The following is a 20,332-nucleotide window of genomic DNA, read 5'->3' on the forward strand; positions in this document are numbered from 1 at the left end:
TTAGTGCTGTACGCCTGAGCGGTCAGAAAATTCGCTGGCGGAGAGAATATCACCCCGTGTAGCCGCCAGTTTCTGGCGAGCATAACGGTCAGGTACACCTTCAGGTCGCGTTTTGAAGCGACGGTGCAGCCACATATATTGTTCAGGCGCCATGCGTACGGCCTGCTCAATTGCCTTGTTCATCTGCGTCGCCACGGCTTCTTTATCGCCGCCCTGCAACGCCTCACTGATATCTTCCAGAATAATCAGCTCGTAGCCGGTGCCATTCGCCCTGCGCCGCGGCACAAAGGGTATGACGGCAGGGTTAGCGCTTTTGACCAGCATATAGCTGCCCGCCGTCGTCGCGGCATCCGGCACCGCGAAGAACGGCACAAACACGCTGTTGGTTTTGCCATAGTCGTGGTCCGGGGCGTACCACAAAATTTCATTCTGCTTCAGCGAACGGATCATTCCCTTTAAATCATGGCGATCGAGCATGGTTTTGTTGGAGCGCAGGCGCCCGCGCGTCTGAAGCCAGTCCAGCAGGGCATTATTATTAGGACGATAAACCCCGATACCGGGGTTAAGCATGCCGAATATCCGCGCGCCCAGCTCAAGCGTCAGAAAATGCATTCCCACCAGCACCACGCCCTTTCCTTGCGCTCTGGCTTTCTCCATGTGCTCATAACCCGTCACGGTAAAGCATTTCCGCACTCGCCATGCAGGCCAGAACCACGCCATCCCGGTTTCGATTACCCCCATTCCTACCGATTCAAAATTACGCTGCAGCAATGACTCTCTCTCCACCTTTTTCATCTCCGGGAAACAGAGCTCCAGGTTGCGGCGTGCAATCTCGACGCGGCGCGGAAGCAGGCGCATCGCCAGTCGACCCAGGCCATGACCGATTCTGAACAGAAGCGGATAAGGGAGCAGCATGATGAGCCACAGAGCCGCAATGCCGGCCCAGCTTAGCCAGTAACGGGGATGAAGAAAGGCGAATGAAAAACGGGGTAATTTTGTCATCAGAAAATTATCCTTTAACGTGTCTGTCCTTAATTGATTCTGTTGAAGATCTTTCCTAAGGATGAATAATATGCCAGTCAGAAACGTTAATTGTAGCGGATAAGACAAAACGCATTTTTATCGATTTTTGCGAAAAACGTGAAATCGAGCCGGGGAGGATTTATTCGCCCCCCGGCAGAAGATCTTACATCGAATACCCGGGCTTCTTAATAAGCTCCTCCAGCTTCGGTCCAATTTCGGTATCCCAGACCTGCGCCTTCCAGTCTTCAGGCGCGATCTGCTTCAACGCCACCGACACGGAACTGTCTTTACTGTTGAAATGGCGAATAATCACGTCGGCAATATCTGCCGCCAGTGCAGCTTTTTGTTCGTCGTTCAAATCACGGGGAAAACATTTGATATCTACGTGTGGCATGTGCAGGCTTCCGGTTGTGAATGAGGGTTCCACGTTATCAGATAATTTTGTTTGCCTTTAACACCTTGTGCAGTTCCGGTAGCTGACATACGGCGTCCGCAATCGCCGTGAATTTAGGGGCATTTTCGGCAAACCAGGCGTGACGGGGCCCCCAGGTGCGCGCCACCGCAATATACACATCGAGCAGCGTCAGCCGTTCCCCCAGCGCAAACGGGGTAGCCTTAAGCTGGCTTTCGAACCACAAATAGAGGGACTTCCGGTATTCGATGCAGTTTTTCTGCAGCTGTTCGGGCGCATCCGGCACCCAGCGTTCGGGATAGTCTGCATAGGTAAACGTGGGATAGACGTTGGCTACGAACCAGATGAGCAAACGCTGAAACTGCTGACGTTCAGCCTGCCCCACGGGCGGGGCGAGATCGGGACACCGGTCGAGCACCATCAGGGCAATCGCCGCCGTTTCGGTCATGATGGCACCATTTTCCAGCTCCAGCGTCGGCACCTGGCACAGCGGATTGAGCTTGTGCAGCAATTCACGCTGCGGACCGGGCTGGTCAAACCCGTCCACGTTGATAAATTGATAAGGGATATTAGCCAGGGTCAGCATCACCTCACTGATTGCCGAGCCCCAGCCGGGTACGCCATAAAGTTTAATCATGTTGCCCCCTCAGGAGTGAAAATCCTAAGTGTAGAGCACCATTAGTAGGTTATCCCAGGCGGATTGACCTCCGATTGCGTCACCGCTTCGCCCTGCTCGCCCCAGCGCGCCAGCACCTTCTGGTACTCTCCGCGCTCAATCGCACCGTTCAGCGCGGCCTGCAGGGCATAAACCAGTTGATTGCCTTTTTTGGTCGTGGTGGCGACATAAGCTTTCTTCGGCCCTAAACCGACCACGCGGGTTTTGCCGGTGAGCGCCGCTTTGTAAGCTGAAACCGACTGAGGGCCAAAGAACACATCCGCCCTGCCGGACTGGATATAGAGATTGCCCGAGGCATCGTCGTGGAGATAGACCGGCAGCGCTGGCGCCCGCCCCGCCTTTTTGTTCTCTTCGTTCCAGCCCAGCAGGATGCGCTCCTGATTGGTGCCAGAGCCAACAATCACCCTTTTTCCGGCCAGATCTGCCGCGCTTTTGATTGACTTAATCTCGCTGGTCGATTTCACCGAAAACGCCAGCGAATCGACGCGGTAGGTCGCAAAATCAAACTTCTCTTTACGCTGTTCGGTCACAGCAATGTTCACCAGCGCCACGTCGTAGCGCCCGGAAGCGATCCCCAGCGGCCAGTCTTCCCACGCCGTCGGCACCAGCTTTAGCTTCAGCCCCAGGCTGCCCGCCAGCAGGCGAGCAATATCCGGGTCGCTGCCAATCCGCGTGCGGTTATCGCTGGCCAGCAGCGCCAGCGGCGGGGAGTTCAGCATCGAGACGGCGACCGTCAGCGTACCCGGCTCAACGAATTTATAACCGGCGGGGATCTTCGCCACGGCCTGCCGATCCACCGTCACCGGCAGCGGCTGTTCGTTGGCTTTCAGATCGATGCTGGCGTGGCTCGCCGTCGTAAAAAGTAGCCCCGCCAGAAGTCCGTATTTCATCTGCGCTCCTTACAGCACTTTTGACAAGAACTGGCGCGTTCGCGCGTGTGACGGACGGTTTAACACCTCGTCACTGCTGCCCTGCTCGACAATTTTTCCGTCGACCATAAACACCACCTGATCCGCCACTTCCCGGGCAAAGCCGATCTCGTGAGTGACCACCACCAGCGTAGTGCCGGAGCGGGCCAGTTTTTTGATAACATCCAGCACTTCCCCCACCAGCTCCGGATCCAGCGCCGAGGTGGGTTCATCAAACAGCATCACGCGTGGACGTAACGCCAGCGCGCGGGCAATGGCAATACGCTGCTGTTGCCCGCCGGAAAGATGCCGGGACCAGGCATCGGCTTTATCCCGCAGTCCGACCACATCCAGCAGGCTGTACGCTCTTTCCACCGCCTCTTTTTTGCTGAGCTTTTTATGCGCGATGGGCGCCTCAATCAGGTTTTCCAGCACCGTGAGGTGCGGAAAGAGGTTGAAGTTCTGAAAAACGTAGCCCACGTTGACGCGCTGCTTGAGGATCTCTTTCTCCTTCAGCTCGTAGAGCTTGTCGCCCTGACGACGGTAGCCAATGTAGTCACCGTCAATCTGAATAAAGCCTTCGTCGACGCGCTCCAGGTGGTTAATGGTGCGCAGCAGCGTCGATTTGCCCGACCCGGACGGCCCGAGAATGACCGTCACGGAACCGGGCGGGATCTCAAGCGAAACGTTGTCGAGCGCCTTATGGCGTCCAAAATACTTGCTGACGCCGGTAATCAAGATATGTCCTTCAGGAGAGGCTTGCATGGATAGGCTCCTGTGCTGTCGTGGTGGTGACGGAACGGGTACGACGAGCGGCACGGTTCTGATTAACCGCAGAGCGACGTTCGCTGCGGGCAAGCGCGCGTTCAACACCGTACTGGATAGCGGACAGGACGGTGGTGATCGCCAGGTACCACGCGGCACCGACCATCAGCAGCGGGATCACCTCCTGCGTGCGGTTGTAGATCATCTGGATGGTATAAAACAGCTCCGGCATCGCCAGGACGTACACCATCGCCGTGCCCTTGGCGAGGCTGATGATTTCATTGAAGCCCGACGGCAGAATAGTGCGCAGCGCCTGAGGCAAAATAATGCGGACCGTGCGGCGCCAGGCCGGCAGGCCGAGCGCGGCGGCGGCTTCATACTGCCCGTGATCGACCCCGAGGAATCCGCCGCGAACGATCTCGGCAGTATAGGCGCTCTGCACCAGGGTTAACCCCACCACGGCGGTAGAGAACTGCCCCAGCACGTTGATAGTTTCAAAGCTGCCCCAGGTGATGCCGGTGAACGGCACGCCGAGAGAGAGCGTGTCGTAGAGATAGGAAAAGTTGTACAGGATAATCAGTACGACGATCAGCGGCAGCGAGCGAAACAGCCAGATGTAGGCCCACGCCAGGCTGCTCAGCAGCCAGGAAGAAGAGAGTCTCGCCAGGGCCAGCATGCCGCCAAACACCACGCTCAGCGCGGTACCGATCAGCGTCAGCAGCAGGGTCTGCCCGACGCCTTCGAGGATCACCGGGTCGAAGAACCAGCGGGCGAACACCGCCCACTCCCAGCGCGGGTTAAAGGCGACTGACTGAATCACGACCGCCAGGACAAACAGCGCCACCGCGGCGCCGACGGCCCGCAGCGGATAACGCGCCGGGACCACCTTAATGGTTTCAACGTTGCTCATCGTCGTTCCTCATGCGGTTTTACTGAACGCTTCGCGTACCAGCGTTTTAGTGAATCGCAGCCGACCGTCAAACGGCGGCTGGCTGTACTCTTCCGGATCGCGGTTCAGATCGAACTGCGCCTGATAGCCCTGGCTGAGATAGAGCCTGACCGCTTCCGGCTGGCGAAAGCCGGTTGTCAGGTAGATCTGACTGTACCCTGCCAGCACCGCCCTGCGCTCAAGCTCCTGCACCACGCGCCCGGCAAGCCCCTGCTGACGCAGGGTTTTGTCCGTCCAGATGCGTTTGATTTCTGCGGTGCGTTCGTCGAACGGTTTGTACGCGCCGGTGGCGATAATCTTCCCGTCGCGCTCCAGGACGATAAACAGCCCCTGCGGCGCTAAATACCACTCGGTGAGCTCCACTTCCGCGTCTTTAGAGAAGTAGTCCCCGTAGCGGGCCGCATATTCCCCGAACAGCCCCTCGATAATGGGCTGAAGTTCGGCATCTTCCGGTGATACATCACGAAATCGTTCGCTCATTACGCCTCCTTAATCGCCCAGGCCAGCCGGGTTCACTTCGGACTGAGGAATGCGCTCAACCCCTTCCCCCCAGCGGTTCAGCACTTTGTCGTAATCGCCGTTTTTGATGACGCCGTTCAGCGCGGTTTGCACCGGCTCAACCAGCCCGCTGCCTTTTTTCAGCGTCACCGCGATGTGTGCCGCCTTCGGCCAGCCGCCGTCGACGCTGCCCACAAGTTTGGTTTTCCCGTTCAGCGCCGCTTTCCAGGCGCCAATCACGTTCGGGCCAAAGTAGGCATCCGCGCGCCCGGACTGCAGCGCCAGGGTTTGGGCCGCATCGTCTTTGGTGTAGATCGGGGTAAAGGGCTTCAATCCTTTCTTCAGATTTTCAGCATTCCATGCCAGCAGGATGGCCTCCTGATTGGTGCCGGAGCCGACGATAATCCGCAGCCCGGCGATGTCTTCCGCCTTCTGCAGCGACGTAATCGGGCTGGTGGATTTCACATAAAAGCCGAGGGAGTCCTTCCGGTAGGTGGCGAAATCAAACTTCTCTTTACGCTCTTTGGTAACGGTGATGTTGCTGATGGCCGCATCGTATTTCCCGGACGCCACGCCCAGGGGCCAGTCTTCCCAGGAGGTTGGCACCACGTTTAGCTCCAGCCCCAGGCTGTCGGCGACCAGACGGGCGACGTCAACCTCGCTTCCCAGCAGCGTTTTGTTGTCGTCGGAGAAAACCGTCAGCGGCGGTTGATTGAGGCCCGCCACCGCCACGGTAAATTTCCCCGGCACGGCAAAGCGATAGTCTTTCGGCAGCTGTGCCACCGCATCATTGTTTTTGGCGGTATTAATCGGCGTTTTATTGGCCTCAATGCTCACGCCGGTGCCGTTAATATTGACGTTCTCTGCCCAGACGGCAGGGGTAAAAGCCAGCGCGAGCGCCAGAACAAGCGATGATTTCTGCATAGCGGGGTTCTCTTTTATTGTTGTGTGTACTGGTTTTTCGGTTGGTCTAAGCCAAGGCTTTCGCGCAGCGTGGTGCCCGGGTAGTCGGTACGGAACAGGCCGCGGGCCTGCAGAACAGGTACCACCTGGTCAACAAAGCGCGGGAAGGTGTCCGGCGTGCCGCCCTGAATGATGAAGCCGTCTGCGGCATAGCCTTCGAACCAGGCCTGCAGACCATCGGCTACCTCTTCCGGCGTACCGGAAAAGCGTGGACGAGGCGAAGCGGCTTCAAGGGCCACCTGACGCAGGGTTAAGTTGCGCTCTCGGGCGTTACGCTTAATTTCATCGGTGGTGCTGCGGAAGCTGTTTTTGCCTAAGTCGCCGATATCCGGAAACGGCTCGTCGAGCGGATACTGGCTGAAATCGTGATGTTCAAAATAGCGTCCGAGGTAATTGAGGGCGTCGTTAATCGACACCAGCGCCGCCGTGGTCTGGTACTGATTTTCCACGTCATCGGCGTCTTTACCCACAATCACGCTGACGCCCTGGAAAATATGAAGATCCGAGGCGCGGCGGCCGTTTGTTTCCAGCTGCTGTTTTACGTCCTGATAAAAGGCTTTTGCCTCGTCGAAGGTCTCGTGGTGGGTGAAAATGGCGTCGGCATGTTTCGCCGCCAGTTTTTTCCCGTCGTCCGACGCCCCGGCCTGAAAGACAATCGGGCGACCCTGCGGCGTGCGGCCAATATTCAGCGGACCGGCGACCTGGAAGAAGTCACCGTGGTGATCGAGCGTATGCAGTTTGGCCGGGTCAAAAAATTGACCGCTCTCTTTGTTGCGGATAAACGCGTCGCCTTCCCAGGAATCCCACAGCCCTTTCACCACGTCGAGATACTCATCCGCAATCCGGTAGCGCAGCGCGTGTTCGGGGTGTTTTTCTCGGGAAAAGTTCTTCGCCGACCCTTCCAGCGGCGAGGTCACCACGTTCCAGCCCGCACGGCCGTTACTGAGGTGATCGAGGCTGGCAAACTGGCGCGCCGTGGTGAAGGGCTCGCTGTAGGAGGTGGATAAGGTTCCCACCAGTCCCAGGCGCGAGGTGATGCTGGCCAGTGCGGAAAGCACGGTTAACGGTTCAAAACGATTCAGAAAATGAGGGATCGATTTCTCGTTAATATAGAGACCGTCGGCCACAAAGAGAAAATCGAGCTTACCTTCCTCGGCCTTTAACGCCGTCGCTTTCACGAAGTCGAAATTAATACTGGCGTCGGCGATCGCCGCAGGATGGCGCCACGCGGACATATTTCCGGATGCACCATGCAGAATGGTGCCCAGCCGCAGTTGTCGGGTTGCAGACATATTTACCTCTCCTGAATTAAACGTGTTGCAGGGCTTTTTCCGCAAGCTGTGCAAAATAGCGGGCAGCGGGCTCAATCAGCGCTTCATCCGGGTTGAAGGCCGGATGATGTAAACCATACGGGCTGTTGCTGCCAATGCTGACAAACGCGCCTGGAACTGACTGCAAATAGACCGCAAAATCTTCCCCGCCCATATGCAGTTCCGCGTGCCGGGTTTCATATCCGGCGTCACGCGCGACCGAGGTGGCAAAATCGGCCCAGCGCTCATCGTTCACCAGCGCGGTGGGCCCGGCATACCAGGTGATATCAATCTGCGCGCTGAAGGCGCTGGCAAACCCGGCGGCGATTTCACCCACGCGGGCTTTCACATTCTGCTGCACTTCCGTGCGATGGGTGCGCAGCGTGCCTTCCAGCTCGACGCTTTCCGGCAGCACGTTCCAGGTGTTGCCGCCCGCGATGCGGGTCACGCTCAGCACCACCGAATCCAGCGTGTTGACGTTGCGGCTGGCGACGCTTTGCAGCGCCGTCACCAGCTGGCTTGCCAGCACAATGGCGTCATTGCCTTCGTGAGGACGCGCGGCGTGCGCGCCTTTACCGGTAATGCGGATCACAAAGCGGTCGACGTTGGCATAGAACGGCCCGCCGCGGGTGGCGAACTCACCGACCGGCAGGCCGGGCTCGTTGTGCATACCGAAAATCGCGCTGACATCGCGCAGGGCACCGGCGCGCACCATGCTCTTCGCACCGCCAAAATTCTCTTCGGCAGGCTGAAACAGGATCCGCACCCGGCCGTTTAGCGAGGCTTCTCGCTCTTTCAGCTTTAACGCGGCGCCGAGGATCACGCTGGTGTGGATATCGTGTCCGCAGGCGTGCATTACGCCTGCACGCTGCGAGCTGAACGGCACGCCGCTGCGCTCTTCAATCGGCAGGGCATCAATATCCGCCCGTAGCGCAATCAGTTTGCTGCCCGAGCCGATTTCCGCCACCAGCCCGGTCGACAGGTCGTATGGCTGCGGGGTAATCCCGGCATTCGTCAGCCACTGGCGCAGGCGCGTTGTGGTCTCCACTTCCTGGCCGGACAGCTCCGGGTTCTGGTGCAGTTCGCGACGCCAGGCAATCAGCTGTTCGCCAAAGCTCATACGGTGACCTCCTTGTTAAGACGCGCCTCGGCAAGCAGGCGCAGCGACGCGACGCGCGTAGCCCCCTCCGCTACCGGCGTATCGATGATAAATTCGTCAATGCCCCACTGCTGATGCAGCGCGTTGAGCTGTTCCACTACCGACTCAGCGGTGCCCGCCAGCAGCGACTGCGCGCGACGTGCGATGCGCACCGGCTCGCTGCCCGCCTGCCGCGCAAACGCGTAGGCCTGCTCTTCGCTGGCCACGGTGACACGCTGTCCGTTTGCAAGCTCAACGCCCCACACTTCGACCTTCTGCGCCAGCGCGTCTGCTTCGGCCTGCGTCGGCGCGACGATCGCCTGTACCGCCACTATCACGTCCCGCGCGCTGTTCTTACGCCAGGTCGAAACCACCTCACGCAGCAGGTCCGGATCGCCGTTCAGGTGCGCGGCAAACACAAAGTTCCAGTCGAGCCCGGCGGCCAGCAGCGCGCTATCGATACTCGCGCCCAGCAGGAAACCCTCAGCAGGCGACGGCGGCAGCGGCGTGGCGCGGACCGCCTCTTCATTTGACTGATGCTCAGGACGGATCCAGCGATCGAGCTGGGCCAGCTGTTCTGCAAAGCTGCCCTTTTCCTGTTGATTCAGGCCCTGCTGCAGCGCGCGGGTTGAGAGCGGTAATCCGCCGGGGGCTTTCCCGACGCCGAGATCCACACGGCCAGGCGCCAGCGCGGCCAGCACGTTGAAATTCTCAGCGACTTTATAAGGGCTGTAGTGCTGGAGCATCACGCCGCCAGAGCCAACGCGAATGCGCGTGGTTTGCCCGAGGATCCAGGCAATCAGCAGCTCCGGCGAAGGGCTGGCAAGCTGTGGGGTGTTGTGGTGTTCGGCAATCCAGAAGCGGTGATAGCCCAGATTTTCTGCCTGCTGCGCCAGCGCCAGGGTACGCGCCAGCGCATCGGCAGCCGTTTCGTTTTCAGCGATGGGGCTTTTATCCAGAATGCTGATTCGCCATGACATGTTGCGTTCTCGTTTGACTTAACATGTCGACATTATTAAAGGCGCATTTCACCACTGAGAAACAATTAATTTACATTTAGTTTGCCGGAAATCAGATATATAAAACCATGCTAAGAATAAGACTTTAAGGAGGCGATCAGCGTTTCCACCTGCTCCCGACGGGTAATGCGGACGAAGCGAATATGGCTGTATTGCGGGTTTTGCAGATCGGCTTCATAGCGCGTGCGGTTATTACGCCAGGTTTTGATCGTCCAGATGATAATGGATTCTTTGCTGAAGAACGCGCGCCGGAAACTCTCTTTATTTCCCGTTCCGGGCCAAAGCTCGTGTTTATGCCAGGCCCGTTTTATTGCTCGGGTGACCGCCTGCCTGAGGGTGCGGGCAAACCCATAATCCACCCACACCACCACGTCTACATTGCGCCATTTCACCGGTCGCGTACGGTTGTAGTTTCCGTCGAGCACCCAGTCTGGCGAAGCCTGTAGCGCCTGCTCCAGCTTTTCCTGAAACTCATCGTCCGGCGTGCCCTGCCAGTCAGCATGCCAGTAGAGTCTGTCCATCTCGATACAGGGAATAGACAGCGCGGTCGCAATCTGCTTCGCCAGCGTGCTTTTTCCGCTCCCGCTGGTTCCGATGACGTTAATTTTCACCTCAGCCTCACTGTGTTAACGAAAACTGACCAAATGATAGCGTTTTCATCCTGTTAACGAAACGCTATTTCAGCATGACAATTTTTCCAGAGTGACGATCTCCCTCTTGCAGTTTGGGTTATGTCATTTATTTGCATCACCATCCAAAAATGCCCCTGAAAATATTTTCATTTTTATTACATCCGACAACATTAACAGATTAAAAATAATGAACGGTGGGTATTTCAGGCTGTCAGAATTTCAGAGAGAATAAGAACAAGACAGTTATAAAAAATAATCACCCTCATCTTGCCGGAGCATTTTCCGGATGTTTTTTATTCTTGCACATCACCATGGAGTTACTCATGAGGCGTAACACTCCCGTTACACAAAACGAGTATTTACTTAACGATGGTTCGACGTTAATGTCGACCACCGATACAAAAAGTCATATTACCTACGCTAATTCCGCTTTTATTGAAGCCAGCGGATATAAAGAAGAGCATCTTTTGGGCGAGCCGCATAACCTCATCCGCCATCCCGACATGCCTGCCGAAGCGTTTGGCGACATGTGGTTTACCCTGCAGCAAGGTGAGACCTGGACCGGGCTGGTGAAGAATCGTCGTCATAATGGCGATCACTACTGGGTGCGAGCAAACGTAACGCCGGTCTGGCAGGGCGGCTCCCTGACGGGCTATATTTCCGTGCGAAATAAACCCACACGCGAGGAGATTGCGGCCAGTGAAAAACTCTATACAAAAGTGCGTAATAACGAATTAAAACATTACCGTTTTTATAAAGGATTGCTGGTTCGACGCGGTTTATTTTCATTTATCTCGCTCTTTAAATGTCTCAGCACCAGTAAACGAATCCATCTTGGTATTGCGACGACGGCGTTACTCTCCTGTCTGGCCGTGTATTTATTTCCTGATAAATTTGTGCAATCGGCAAGTCTGATGCTGCTGTTTACTTCCCTGGCTTATTATCTTCATGCGCAGATCGCCAGTCCGTTAAAATCCATTGTGCAACAGATGCAGCGCGTGGTTTCAGGACGTAAAACGGACTATTACCATTTTGACAGGATCGATGACATCGGGCTGATGATGCGCCTGGTGAATCAATCAGGTTTGAACCTGAATTCGCTGGTTGACGATGTCGGGGCGCAAATCAGCGGAATTAGCACCATCAGCCAGCAGGTTGCCAAAGAAGGTGCGGCGCTACAGACGCGCTCTGAAGAAACAGCAGACTTTCTGCAGCAAACCGCGTCGGCAGTAGAAGAGATTGCCAGCGCGGTGAAGCAGACGGCTGAAACCGCGAACGAGGCGATCCAGATGGCCGATCGCACCAGCGACAGCGCACACCGCGGTGAAGCGATGATGAAAGAGACCATCGGTATGATGCAGTCCGTGTCGCAGGATAACAGCCAGATCGTTGATATTATCAGCGTTATCGATCGCATTGCCTTCCAGACCAACATTCTTGCGCTGAACGCTGCCGTTGAAGCGGCGCGTGCGGGTGAAGCCGGGCGCGGTTTTGCCGTGGTGGCGGCTGAGGTGCGTAATCTTGCGCAGCACTCCGCGACGGCGGCGAAAGAGATCAAAGCGCTGATCGAGAAAAACGTCTCCAGCGTCAACGCTGGCGTGGAGAAAGTGGAACAGACCGAAACGCAGCTGACGGTTATGATCGACAACGTGCTGCGGGTCTCCTCCCTGATTAAGGAGATCGGCCACGCCACGCAGGAGCAAACCCAGGCGCTGACGCTCATCAACGCATCCATCTCCCGTATCGGCGCAATGACCCACAACAATACGGGGATGGTGGATAACGTCACTCACGCCGCGAATCACCTGACGGAGCGCACGACGCGCCTTAAGCAGGCGATTGCCGTTTTTGGCGGTTAGCCGTTCGGGGTCTGTGAAGCCTGAGATTATTTTTGTGCGTTATCGCAGATCCGTCACCCGCCTGTTACCGTTTCATGTTAACGGCGGGTGCTCTGAGGTAACCCCAATTTATACCATCTGGTAATAATTAAGATATTCTGATGATTAAATAATCAACCTCGCGATTGTTTTGACTAAAAACTCATCACGATTCAGCGTGTTGTGATCCCCGTCTGCTCTGACCACACGATTTCCTTCGACGTGCATCACTTTCGGCACGGTTATATTTTGCGTCGCTTATGAATTGCAGGTAGGATGCCTCGCCATGTTTCGCCTTATCCATACGCAGAATGACTGGGAAGGCGACATGTGTTTGCGCAGAAGCAATCGTTTGTATTGCGCTCTGCCAGGCAGGACTATCACGATAATGGTTCAGACAGGCAAACAGGTAACTCAATGAAAACAAGCAATAAAAGCGCAGCCGATCATCACGCTGCTAAACGTCGCTGGTTGAACTCCCACGAAGAGGGCTACCACAAAGCGATGGGCAACCGTCAGGTTCAAATGATCGCCATCGGCGGCGCTATCGGAACGGGTCTGTTTTTAGGTGCTGGTGCACGCCTGCAGATGGCTGGCCCGGCTCTCGCCCTGGTCTATCTGGTGTGCGGGATCTTCTCTTTCTTCATTCTACGCGCGCTGGGCGAACTGGTACTGCATCGCCCTTCCAGCGGCAGCTTCGTCTCTTATGCCCGTGAATTCCTCGGTGAAAAAGCCGCTTACGTTGCGGGCTGGATGTACTTCGTCAACTGGGCAATGACCGGTATCGTCGATATCACCGCCGTAGCGCTGTATATGCACTACTGGGGCGCATTTGGCGATGTGCCACAGTGGGTCTTTGCGCTTGGCGCGCTGGCGATTGTCGGCACCATGAACATGATCGGCGTGAAGTGGTTCGCGGAGATGGAGTTCTGGTTTGCGCTGGTAAAAGTACTGGCCATCGTGGTGTTCCTGGTCGTGGGTACCGTCTTCCTCGGCAGCGGTAAGCCGCTGGACGGCAATGCCACCGGCTTCCACCTGATAACCGATAACGGTGGATTCTTCCCGCACGGTCTGCTGCCTGCGCTGGTGCTGGTTCAGGGCGTCGTGTTCGCCTTCGCCTCCATCGAACTGGTGGGTACCGCAGCAGGTGAATGTAAAGACCCGCAGACCATGGTGCCAAAAGCCATTAATAGCGTGATCTGGCGTATCGGTCTGTTCTACGTCGGTTCCGTGGTGCTGCTGGTTCTGCTGCTCCCGTGGACTGCCTATCAGGCGGGTCAGAGTCCGTTCGTGACCTTCTTCTCTAAGCTGGGCGTGCCTTACGTTGGCAGCATCATGAACATCGTGGTCCTGACCGCAGCGCTCTCCAGCCTGAACTCCGGTCTTTACTCTACCGGCCGTATCCTGCGCTCCATGTCCATGGGCGGTTCTGCGCCGAAATTCATGTCGAAGATGAGCAAGCAGCACGTGCCGTACGCCGGTATTCTGGCTACGCTGGTTGTCTATGTCTTCGGCGTGTTCCTGAACTATCTGGTGCCGTCTCAGGTATTCGAAATCGTTCTGAACGTGGCGGCACTCGGGATTATCGCGTCCTGGGGCTTTATCGTGGTCTGCCAGATGCGTCTGCGCAAAGCGATTAAAGAAGGCAAAGCCGCTGACGTCAGCTTTAAGCTGCCTGGCGCGCCGGTGACCTCCTGGCTCACCCTGCTCTTCCTGTTCAGCGTGCTGGTGCTGATGGCGTTCGACTACCCGAACGGCACCTACACCATCGCGACCATTCCGCTGCTGGCCGTTCTGCTGATTGCCGGCTGGTTTGGCGTGCGTAAACGCGTTCATGAAATTCACAGCACCGCGCCGGTTCATCCTGATGATGAAAAACACGACGCGCCGCTGGTGGAAGAAACCTCGCGTTAAGCATCCGGTAAGCATTAAAAAGGGAAGGCAAATGCCTTCCCTTTTTTTATCTTACAGCGCGATACGAATGACATCGTCAGGCTGGGTGGCTTCCTGCTGGCGAGTCGATTTTTGTTTCACCGTCACGTACAGGGTTTTGCCATCCGCAGAGAGCGCCAGGCTGTTCGGGTAGACCGGCGTGTCGAACGTTTTAGTCACCTTATACGTTTTCGCATCTATCACGCTCACCTTGCCGGCTTCACGGTGCGTCACATAGGCTTCATTGCGGGCCGGGTTAAACAGGACCGCCAGGGATTCCGGCGCGGCGATTTTCGCGATCACGCTGCCGTCTTTCAGGCTCACCACCAGCACTTCCGGCTGTTTTGAATCAGTCAGGAACGCACGCTGACCGGCTGTGTCGAGGCTCAGGTTCAGGTAGAAGTGCTCTTTCCCGTCATCCTGTACTTTTTTACGGCTAAGGATTTTGTTCGTGGCCGTATCAATGGTTAACAGCTCGCCGTCCGCATTCGTGGTGTAAAGACGTTTAGCCTGCCCATCCAGCGCCAGGCCGGTGCTGTAAGTACCGGTCCTGGCAATGGTCTCTTTTAGCTTCAGCGTGGCGCCATCCACCACCCAAATCACGCTCTCTTTACCGACACCGGTGATGTAAATGGTGTTGCTCGCGTCGTCCGCCACCAGCTGGCGCGGCTGCAGCGGTTTGACGGTTTCGCTGCGTTGACGCCCGTCCAGCACCAGCCGCCCTTTTACGTCACCCGTTTTAGCATCAATCGCGGTTACCGCGCCGTTGATCGTATTGCCGAACCACAGCGTTTGGGTCGCATTGTCAATGGTGGCACCAAAGGGCTTGAGATCGCTATGGATCGCCTGCGTCACGTCCAGCGTGACCGGATCAAGACGGTAGACAACTCCGCCCTTATCGGTTTTACGGCTTTGCGAGGTCGCCACCCACAGCGCATTCTCCTGCTGGCTGACCGCCATTTCATACGCCCCTTTGCCCACCGCTTTACGCAGCACCTCTTCGGCGGCATGCACCTGGAACGTCCCGGCAAGCAGTAAAGTGGCAGACAGCAGTGACAGGCTCAGACGCGGTGAGCACAGATGACGTAAAGACATAACAATTCCTTTTCTGAAAAGTGGGGTTTGGGCTGACATCACTTCCGGCAGACAACGTCATGGCATTGCCTTTTGATAATGAGAATAGTAATCATTAATCAGTTGAATGTGGAGTTTTTCTTTCCCGCTTCGCCTTCCATTAACGCAATGTGCGGTTATAGTTTTCAAAACTTTTACAAAACCTTTAACATATATGGACATGTTCCATTTGGTTCGTTTACATACCACAACCGGTTTTATTCATGAAAATCATTTCTGCCCGTAAGGCTTCTCTCCCGCTGCTGCTGGTTCCTGTTATTTTTGCGCCGCTCACCGCAATGAGCGCGGAAGAACAAACCATGATCGTCAGCGCCACGCCGCAAACCGTATCGGAACTCGATACACCGGCAGCGGTCAGCGTCGTTAATGGCGATGACATGCGCCAGGCCGCGCCGCGCATCAACCTGTCTGAATCTCTTGGCAGCGTACCCGGGCTGCAAATTCAGAACCGTCAGAACTATGCCCAGGATCTCCAGCTTTCGATGCGCGGATTTGGTGCCCGCTCAACGTTTGGCGTGCGCGGTATCCGTATGTATGTCGACGGTATCCCTGCCACCATGCCGGACGGACAGGGCCAGACGTCCAACATCGATCTTTCCAGCGTGGAGAGCGTTGAAGTGCTGCGCGGCCCCTTCTCAGCCCTGTACGGCAACGCCTCCGGCGGCGTGATTAACATCAACACCCAGACCGGTAAGCAGCCGCCGACCATTGAAGCCAGCAGCTATTACGGCAGCTACGGTACCTGGCGCTACGGCATGAAAGCCACCGGCGCGATGGGTGATGGCACCCACGCGGGCGATGTGGATTACACCGTTTCCACCACCCGTTTCACCACCAAAGGCTACCGCGACCACAGCGGCGCGCGGAAAAACCTCGCTAACGCCAAACTGGGCGTGCGCATTGACGACGTCAGCAAGCTGACGCTGATTTTCAACAGCGTGGACATGAAGGCCAACGATCCGGGCGGGCTGAGCTATCAGGAGTGGCAGAACAATCCGCGTCAGTCTCCGCGCGGCGACCAGTACAACACCCGCAAGACCATCAAGCAGACCCAGGCCGGTCTGCGCTACGATCGTCAGCTCAGCGCTCAGGACGACCTGAGCGTGATGATGTACGCCGGTGAGCGTGAAATGACGCAGTACCAGTCGATTCCGTATCAGCCTCAGCTAAAAGCCTCCCATTCCGGCGGGGTGATTGATATGCAGCGCCACTATCAGGGCGTGGATACCCGCTGGACGCACCGCGGCGAGCTGCTGGTACCGGTGACTTTTACCACCGGTCTGAACTACGAAAACCTGAGTGAAGATCGTCGCGGATACGAGAACTTCGCGATGAGCAACGGCGTGCCGGACTACGGGGTCAAAGGCGATAAACGTCGCGACGAACGCAACCTGATGTGGAACGTTGACCCTTACCTGCAAACGAGCTGGCAGCTGACGCAGAAACTCTCTGTTGATGCGGGGGTGCGCTACAGTTCGGTCTGGTTTGATTCCAACGATCATTACGTTACGCCGGGCAACGGCGATGACAGCGGTGACGCGAGCTATCACAAATGGCTTCCGGCCGGTTCCGTGAAGTATGCGGTGACGGACGCATGGAACCTCTACGCTGCCGCAGGGCGTGGATTCGAAACGCCAACTATCAACGAACTCTCCTATCGCGCCGATAACCAGGGAGGCCTCAACATTGGGCTGCAGCCGTCCACCAACAATACGTATGAAGTGGGCAGCAAAACCCGAATCGGCAACGGCCTGCTGACGGCGGCGCTGTTCCGCACCGATACGGATGACGAGATCGTGGTGGACTCCAGTTCAGGCGGCCGCACAACCTATAAAAATGCCGGGAAAACCCGTCGTCAGGGTGTGGAAGTTTCCCTCGATCAGCAGTTTGCTGAGAGCTGGAAGCTGAAGATGGCGTGGACGTATCTGGATGCCACCTACCGGACTAACGTCTGCAGCGACGCAGACTGTAACGGTAACAGGATGCCGGGTATTGCCCGCAATATGGGGTTCGCCTCGTTTGGCTGGCAGCCGGAGGAAGGCTGGTACGCGGGCACGGACGTGCGTTACATGAGCGATATCATGGCCGACGACGAGAATACGGCGAAAGCGCCGTCGTATACGGTGGTCGGGCTGAACACAGGGTACAAATTCAACTACGGCAGCTGGGGCATGGACGTCTTTGGCCGCGTCGATAACCTGTTCGATAAAGAGTACGCGGGCTCGGTTATTGTCAACGAGTCTAACGGTCGTTATTACGAGCCTGCACCTGGCCGTAACTACGGGGTCGGGCTGTCGGTCTCTTATCGCTTCGAGTAAGCTAAAAGAAAAGTTTATTTGATTAATGAAATAACGCTCCTGATGGCAATAAACCATCAGGAGTTATTCACCGGATAAATAATTAGGTGCGAAATATAGTCGCCCTGCTAAATAATCTCTTAGTTAAAATATTGTCGCTGTAAAAGCAAATTCGCTTCATCAATCACCTTATCAATCGCCTTCTGGCAGGCAACAACATCTCTTCTCTCAAGGGCGGAAAGGAGTTCGTCATAGTGATATGTCGAGGCTTTGATATCGTTAAGCTCCTGATGCAGATAGTTCATACAGGGCCCGATGCGCACCCAGAGCTGCTCAATTAATGCATTAAGCGTAGGCATTTCCGCATACTGATACAGCGTAAACCGGAAGACGCGATTCGCATGCAACGCCTGCTGGACGTTCCCGTTGCGCATGGCCTCATGGAAGGCCTCCGACAATTTGCGCAACGCCTCCAGTTTGCTATCAGACATATTCCGACAGGCTGCGGCAACCGCCATTGGCTCAAGCTGTTTTCTTATGGCGTTAATCTCGTTATAGCGCTCCAGCGTAACCTCCGGAACCAGAAATGCCTGCGCGGGCGTAGCGTGTAATGCCCCTGATGACACCAGGCGCAAAAGCGCCTCGCGAACAGGGGTAATACTGGTTCCTAATTTATCGGCAATCTCTTTCGTAATCAGTCGCGCCCCAGGTTTGAGTGAGCCTGTAATTAACGCTCCTTTCAAACTGAGTTCAACTTGCATAGTAAGACTGACCCTTTGGGCTTTTTCTAAGTGATCCAAATCAAGCATGTGGAATTCCTGTAGCTAAAACTTAATGCTATTTTTAAACGCCAGTTTTAATAAAACGGCGCTGGTCCGATATATCCTGTATCGTCATGCCTGGTGGTGGGAAGTACGTAAAAACAGCAAAAAAAGCAAATTTTGTTTTTTATCGTTTTCGGGCGCATCCGGGATGATGGCGCGAAAAGCTATGTCCAGTAATTAAAGACAATATATCGTATCTTCACAAATAAATATGGCGGGAAACCCCGCCATATTGCTGTTTATTTATTGTCACTCGCGACGCGAATCACGACTTTGCCGAAGTTTCGTCCTTCCAGCAGGCCAATCAGCGCCTCGGGGGCGTTCTCCAGCCCGTCCGTTACCTGTTCGCGATAGTGGATTTTCCCCTCCTGCACCCAGCGCCCCATCTCTTCCTGGAACTCCTTAATGCGGTGCCCGTAATCCTGTCCGATGATAAAGCCCTGCATACGAATGCGTTTCTTCAGGATGGTCGCCATCAGAAGCGGCAGGCGATCCGGCCCCTCGGGCAAGCCCGTCGCATTGTAGCCGCTTACCAGACCGCATACCGGCACGCGCGCGGAGGTATTGAGTAACGGCAGCACGGCGTCAAATACTTTTCCGCCGACGTTTTCATAATAGACATCAATTCCTTTCGGGCAGGCGTGCTTCAGCTGGTCGGCAAAATCGGCCGCGTGATGATCCAGACACAGGTCAAACCCGAGAACCTCAACGGCATGGCGGCATTTCTCTGCGCCACCGGCCACACCAACCACCCGACAACCCTTGATTTTGCCGATCTGCCCGACGGTCGCGCCAACCGGGCCGGTCGCCGCCGCCACCACCAGCGTTTCACCCGCTTTCGGTTGCCCGATATCCAGCAGCCCCATATAGGCGGTAAAGCCCGGCATACCCAGTATCCCCAGCGACCAGGAAGGATGAGCCGGATTTTCGCCCAGCTTCACAAGGCCGCTGCCGTCCGAGAGGTCATACTCCTGCCAGCCGCTGTAGCCCAGCACCCATTCACCCGGTTTGAAATCGGGATGATTCGACTGCTCAACCCGGCTGACCGTTCCCCCCACCATCACCGCACCCAGCTCAACCGGCGGTGAATAGGATGGCGCATCGCTCATGCGCCCCCGCATGTACGGGTCCAGCGACAGCCAGACGGTACGAAGCAAAAGCTGCCCCTCAACAGGGGCTGGAACAGGCTGCGTTTCCAGACGAAAATTTTCCGCCACCGGCGCGCCCTGAGGACGAGAGGCCAGCACCCAGCGGCGATTTTGCGAAACAGGTTGATTCATCAGGATCTCCTTCTGGTACAAATGTTATTACAGCCTGGCTCACGATCGGCGTTATCGCATTAGCATTACGAGCCGGACTGGTTAAGCCGTACAACCAGATAGATGCAGGTTTCATTCGTTTCGTTGATGAACCGGCAGTCATTTGGCGGCCCCAGCTCGAGACAGTCGCCGGCGTGCATTTCGTGGCGAGTGTCGCCCTCCTGAAACACCAGCTCACCGGACTGGAGCCAGATAAGCTGACGCGCCAGCGCGTAAGAAGATGCAGGCATCGGAACATCGCTGCCCGCAGGCAGTTCAACCTGAACAAGGTCGATGGGCAGATCGGTGCGGGGAGAAACATGGCGGCGCAGGTAGTGCGTCTGCGGATCGCGCCAGACGGGCTGGTTTGCAAGGCGCAGCAGCTTGCCTTCCTGCATCTCGGCCCGGGCAATCAGCGTGGACATGCTGATGCCAAACGCGCCAGACAGGCGGGCAAGCAAGGTGGCCGTCGGGCTACTGTCCCCGCGTTCAATCTTGTGGATCATGGCGCGGGAGACGCCTGCCCGGTCGGCCAGCTCGCTCAGGGACCACCCGCGAGACTCACGCTCCAGGCGAATTCTTGCGCTAATCCGTTGATTCATCGTGTCTGTTATGGTGTTCATGACGTCATACTATAGTGAATGAAGAGCATTTCAATGGGCTTTTGATAACAAAAA

Annotated in this window: 17 protein-coding genes and 1 pseudogene; 3 read left to right on the forward strand and 15 right to left on the reverse strand. The window is 56.3% G+C overall.

Annotated features, from left to right (window positions below):
- The 11 genes and pseudogenes from LRM19_RS07345 to LRM19_RS07395 all read right to left on the reverse strand — a co-directional run bounded on the left by LRM19_RS07345 (position 1) and on the right by LRM19_RS07395 (position 10,272).
- Positions 1 to 1,002 (reverse strand): Kdo(2)-lipid IV(A) acyltransferase, encoded by a 1,002-nt coding sequence (locus LRM19_RS07345; RefSeq protein WP_271367981.1) that lies wholly within the window; start codon positions 1,000 to 1,002, stop codon positions 1 to 3.
- A 184-nt stretch (positions 1,003 to 1,186) separates the two neighbouring features.
- Positions 1,187 to 1,417, reverse strand: coding sequence for a tautomerase PptA (gene pptA / locus LRM19_RS07350; RefSeq protein WP_008501760.1), 231 nt, complete (start codon positions 1,415 to 1,417; stop codon positions 1,187 to 1,189).
- Positions 1,418 to 1,454: 37 nt separating this feature from the next.
- The gene (locus tag LRM19_RS07355) at positions 1,455 to 2,072 is read right to left on the reverse strand and encodes a glutathione S-transferase family protein (protein WP_271367983.1); all 618 of its coding nucleotides are present in this window, start codon (positions 2,070 to 2,072) and stop codon (positions 1,455 to 1,457) included.
- A 41-nt stretch (positions 2,073 to 2,113) separates the two neighbouring features.
- Positions 2,114 to 3,001: an ABC transporter substrate-binding protein gene (locus tag LRM19_RS07360; RefSeq protein WP_115875239.1), complete on the reverse strand. Its 888-nt coding sequence runs from the start codon at positions 2,999 to 3,001 to the stop codon at positions 2,114 to 2,116.
- 9 nt (positions 3,002 to 3,010) lie between these two features.
- On the reverse strand, positions 3,011 to 3,784 hold the full coding sequence (locus tag LRM19_RS07365) for an amino acid ABC transporter ATP-binding protein (protein ID WP_271367984.1): 774 nt from the start codon (positions 3,782 to 3,784) through the stop codon (positions 3,011 to 3,013).
- Positions 3,768 to 4,694, reverse strand: a complete 927-nt coding sequence (locus LRM19_RS07370; protein ID WP_115875243.1) for an amino acid ABC transporter permease — start codon at positions 4,692 to 4,694, stop codon at positions 3,768 to 3,770. The genes LRM19_RS07365 and LRM19_RS07370 overlap by 17 nt, the downstream gene beginning before the upstream one ends.
- A 9-nt stretch (positions 4,695 to 4,703) precedes the next feature.
- Positions 4,704 to 5,213 carry a GNAT family N-acetyltransferase gene (locus LRM19_RS07375; protein WP_032656866.1) on the reverse strand — a complete coding sequence of 170 codons (510 nt, stop codon included), beginning with the start codon at positions 5,211 to 5,213 and terminating at the stop codon, positions 4,704 to 4,706.
- Positions 5,214 to 5,222: 9 nt separating this feature from the next.
- Positions 5,223 to 7,486: pseudogene (locus LRM19_RS07380) on the reverse strand (NtaA/DmoA family FMN-dependent monooxygenase).
- Between the two features lie 16 nt (positions 7,487 to 7,502).
- Complete coding sequence (locus LRM19_RS07385) at positions 7,503 to 8,624, reverse strand: M20 peptidase aminoacylase family protein (protein WP_271367987.1); 1,122 nt, start codon at positions 8,622 to 8,624, stop codon at positions 7,503 to 7,505.
- Complete coding sequence (locus tag LRM19_RS07390) at positions 8,621 to 9,622, reverse strand: LLM class flavin-dependent oxidoreductase (RefSeq protein WP_115875249.1); 1,002 nt, start codon at positions 9,620 to 9,622, stop codon at positions 8,621 to 8,623. The genes LRM19_RS07385 and LRM19_RS07390 overlap by 4 nt, the downstream gene beginning before the upstream one ends.
- A 110-nt stretch (positions 9,623 to 9,732) precedes the next feature.
- Entirely contained in the window at positions 9,733 to 10,272 is a 540-nt protein-coding gene (locus LRM19_RS07395; RefSeq protein ID WP_271367988.1) for an AAA family ATPase, read from the reverse strand.
- 344 nt (positions 10,273 to 10,616) lie between these two features.
- On the opposite strand from LRM19_RS07395, the gene LRM19_RS07400 reads away from it, so the two are divergent.
- Together LRM19_RS07400 and ansP are read left to right on the forward strand one after the other, a co-directional pair.
- A complete protein-coding gene (locus LRM19_RS07400) occupies positions 10,617 to 12,152 on the forward strand; it encodes a methyl-accepting chemotaxis protein (RefSeq protein ID WP_271367989.1) in 1,536 nt (511 codons plus the stop codon).
- Positions 12,153 to 12,587: 435 nt separating this feature from the next.
- Positions 12,588 to 14,084, forward strand: coding sequence for an L-asparagine permease (ansP, locus tag LRM19_RS07405; RefSeq protein WP_111963662.1), 1,497 nt, complete (start codon positions 12,588 to 12,590; stop codon positions 14,082 to 14,084).
- A gap of 51 nt (positions 14,085 to 14,135) precedes the next feature.
- On the opposite strand, the gene yncE is transcribed toward ansP, so the two are convergent.
- A complete protein-coding gene (gene yncE, locus LRM19_RS07410; RefSeq protein ID WP_127731071.1) occupies positions 14,136 to 15,197 on the reverse strand; it encodes a 7-bladed beta-propeller protein YncE in 1,062 nt (353 codons plus the stop codon).
- A gap of 242 nt (positions 15,198 to 15,439) precedes the next feature.
- Between yncE and pqqU the strand changes: the two genes are divergently transcribed.
- Positions 15,440 to 17,554 carry a TonB-dependent receptor PqqU gene (pqqU, locus tag LRM19_RS07415; RefSeq protein WP_271367991.1) on the forward strand — a complete coding sequence of 705 codons (2,115 nt, stop codon included), beginning with the start codon at positions 15,440 to 15,442 and terminating at the stop codon, positions 17,552 to 17,554.
- Positions 17,555 to 17,673: 119 nt separating this feature from the next.
- Here the strand turns inward: pqqU and LRM19_RS07420 are convergent, their stop codons facing one another.
- The 3 genes from LRM19_RS07420 to LRM19_RS07430 all read right to left on the reverse strand — a co-directional run bounded on the left by LRM19_RS07420 (position 17,674) and on the right by LRM19_RS07430 (position 20,278).
- On the reverse strand, positions 17,674 to 18,342 hold the full coding sequence (locus tag LRM19_RS07420) for a GntR family transcriptional regulator (protein WP_111963665.1): 669 nt from the start codon (positions 18,340 to 18,342) through the stop codon (positions 17,674 to 17,676).
- A gap of 254 nt (positions 18,343 to 18,596) precedes the next feature.
- Positions 18,597 to 19,637 (reverse strand): NADP-dependent oxidoreductase, encoded by a 1,041-nt coding sequence (locus LRM19_RS07425; RefSeq protein ID WP_271367993.1) that lies wholly within the window; start codon positions 19,635 to 19,637, stop codon positions 18,597 to 18,599.
- Positions 19,638 to 19,702: 65 nt separating this feature from the next.
- Positions 19,703 to 20,278, reverse strand: coding sequence for a helix-turn-helix domain-containing protein (locus tag LRM19_RS07430; RefSeq protein ID WP_008501301.1), 576 nt, complete (start codon positions 20,276 to 20,278; stop codon positions 19,703 to 19,705).
- Positions 20,279 to 20,332: the final 54 nt, after the last annotated feature.

Origin of the sequence: Enterobacter sp. PI-10 (assembly GCF_027947695.1) — a bacterium.
In the GTDB taxonomy this organism is placed as follows: Bacteria; Pseudomonadota; Gammaproteobacteria; order Enterobacterales; family Enterobacteriaceae; genus Enterobacter; species Enterobacter vonholyi.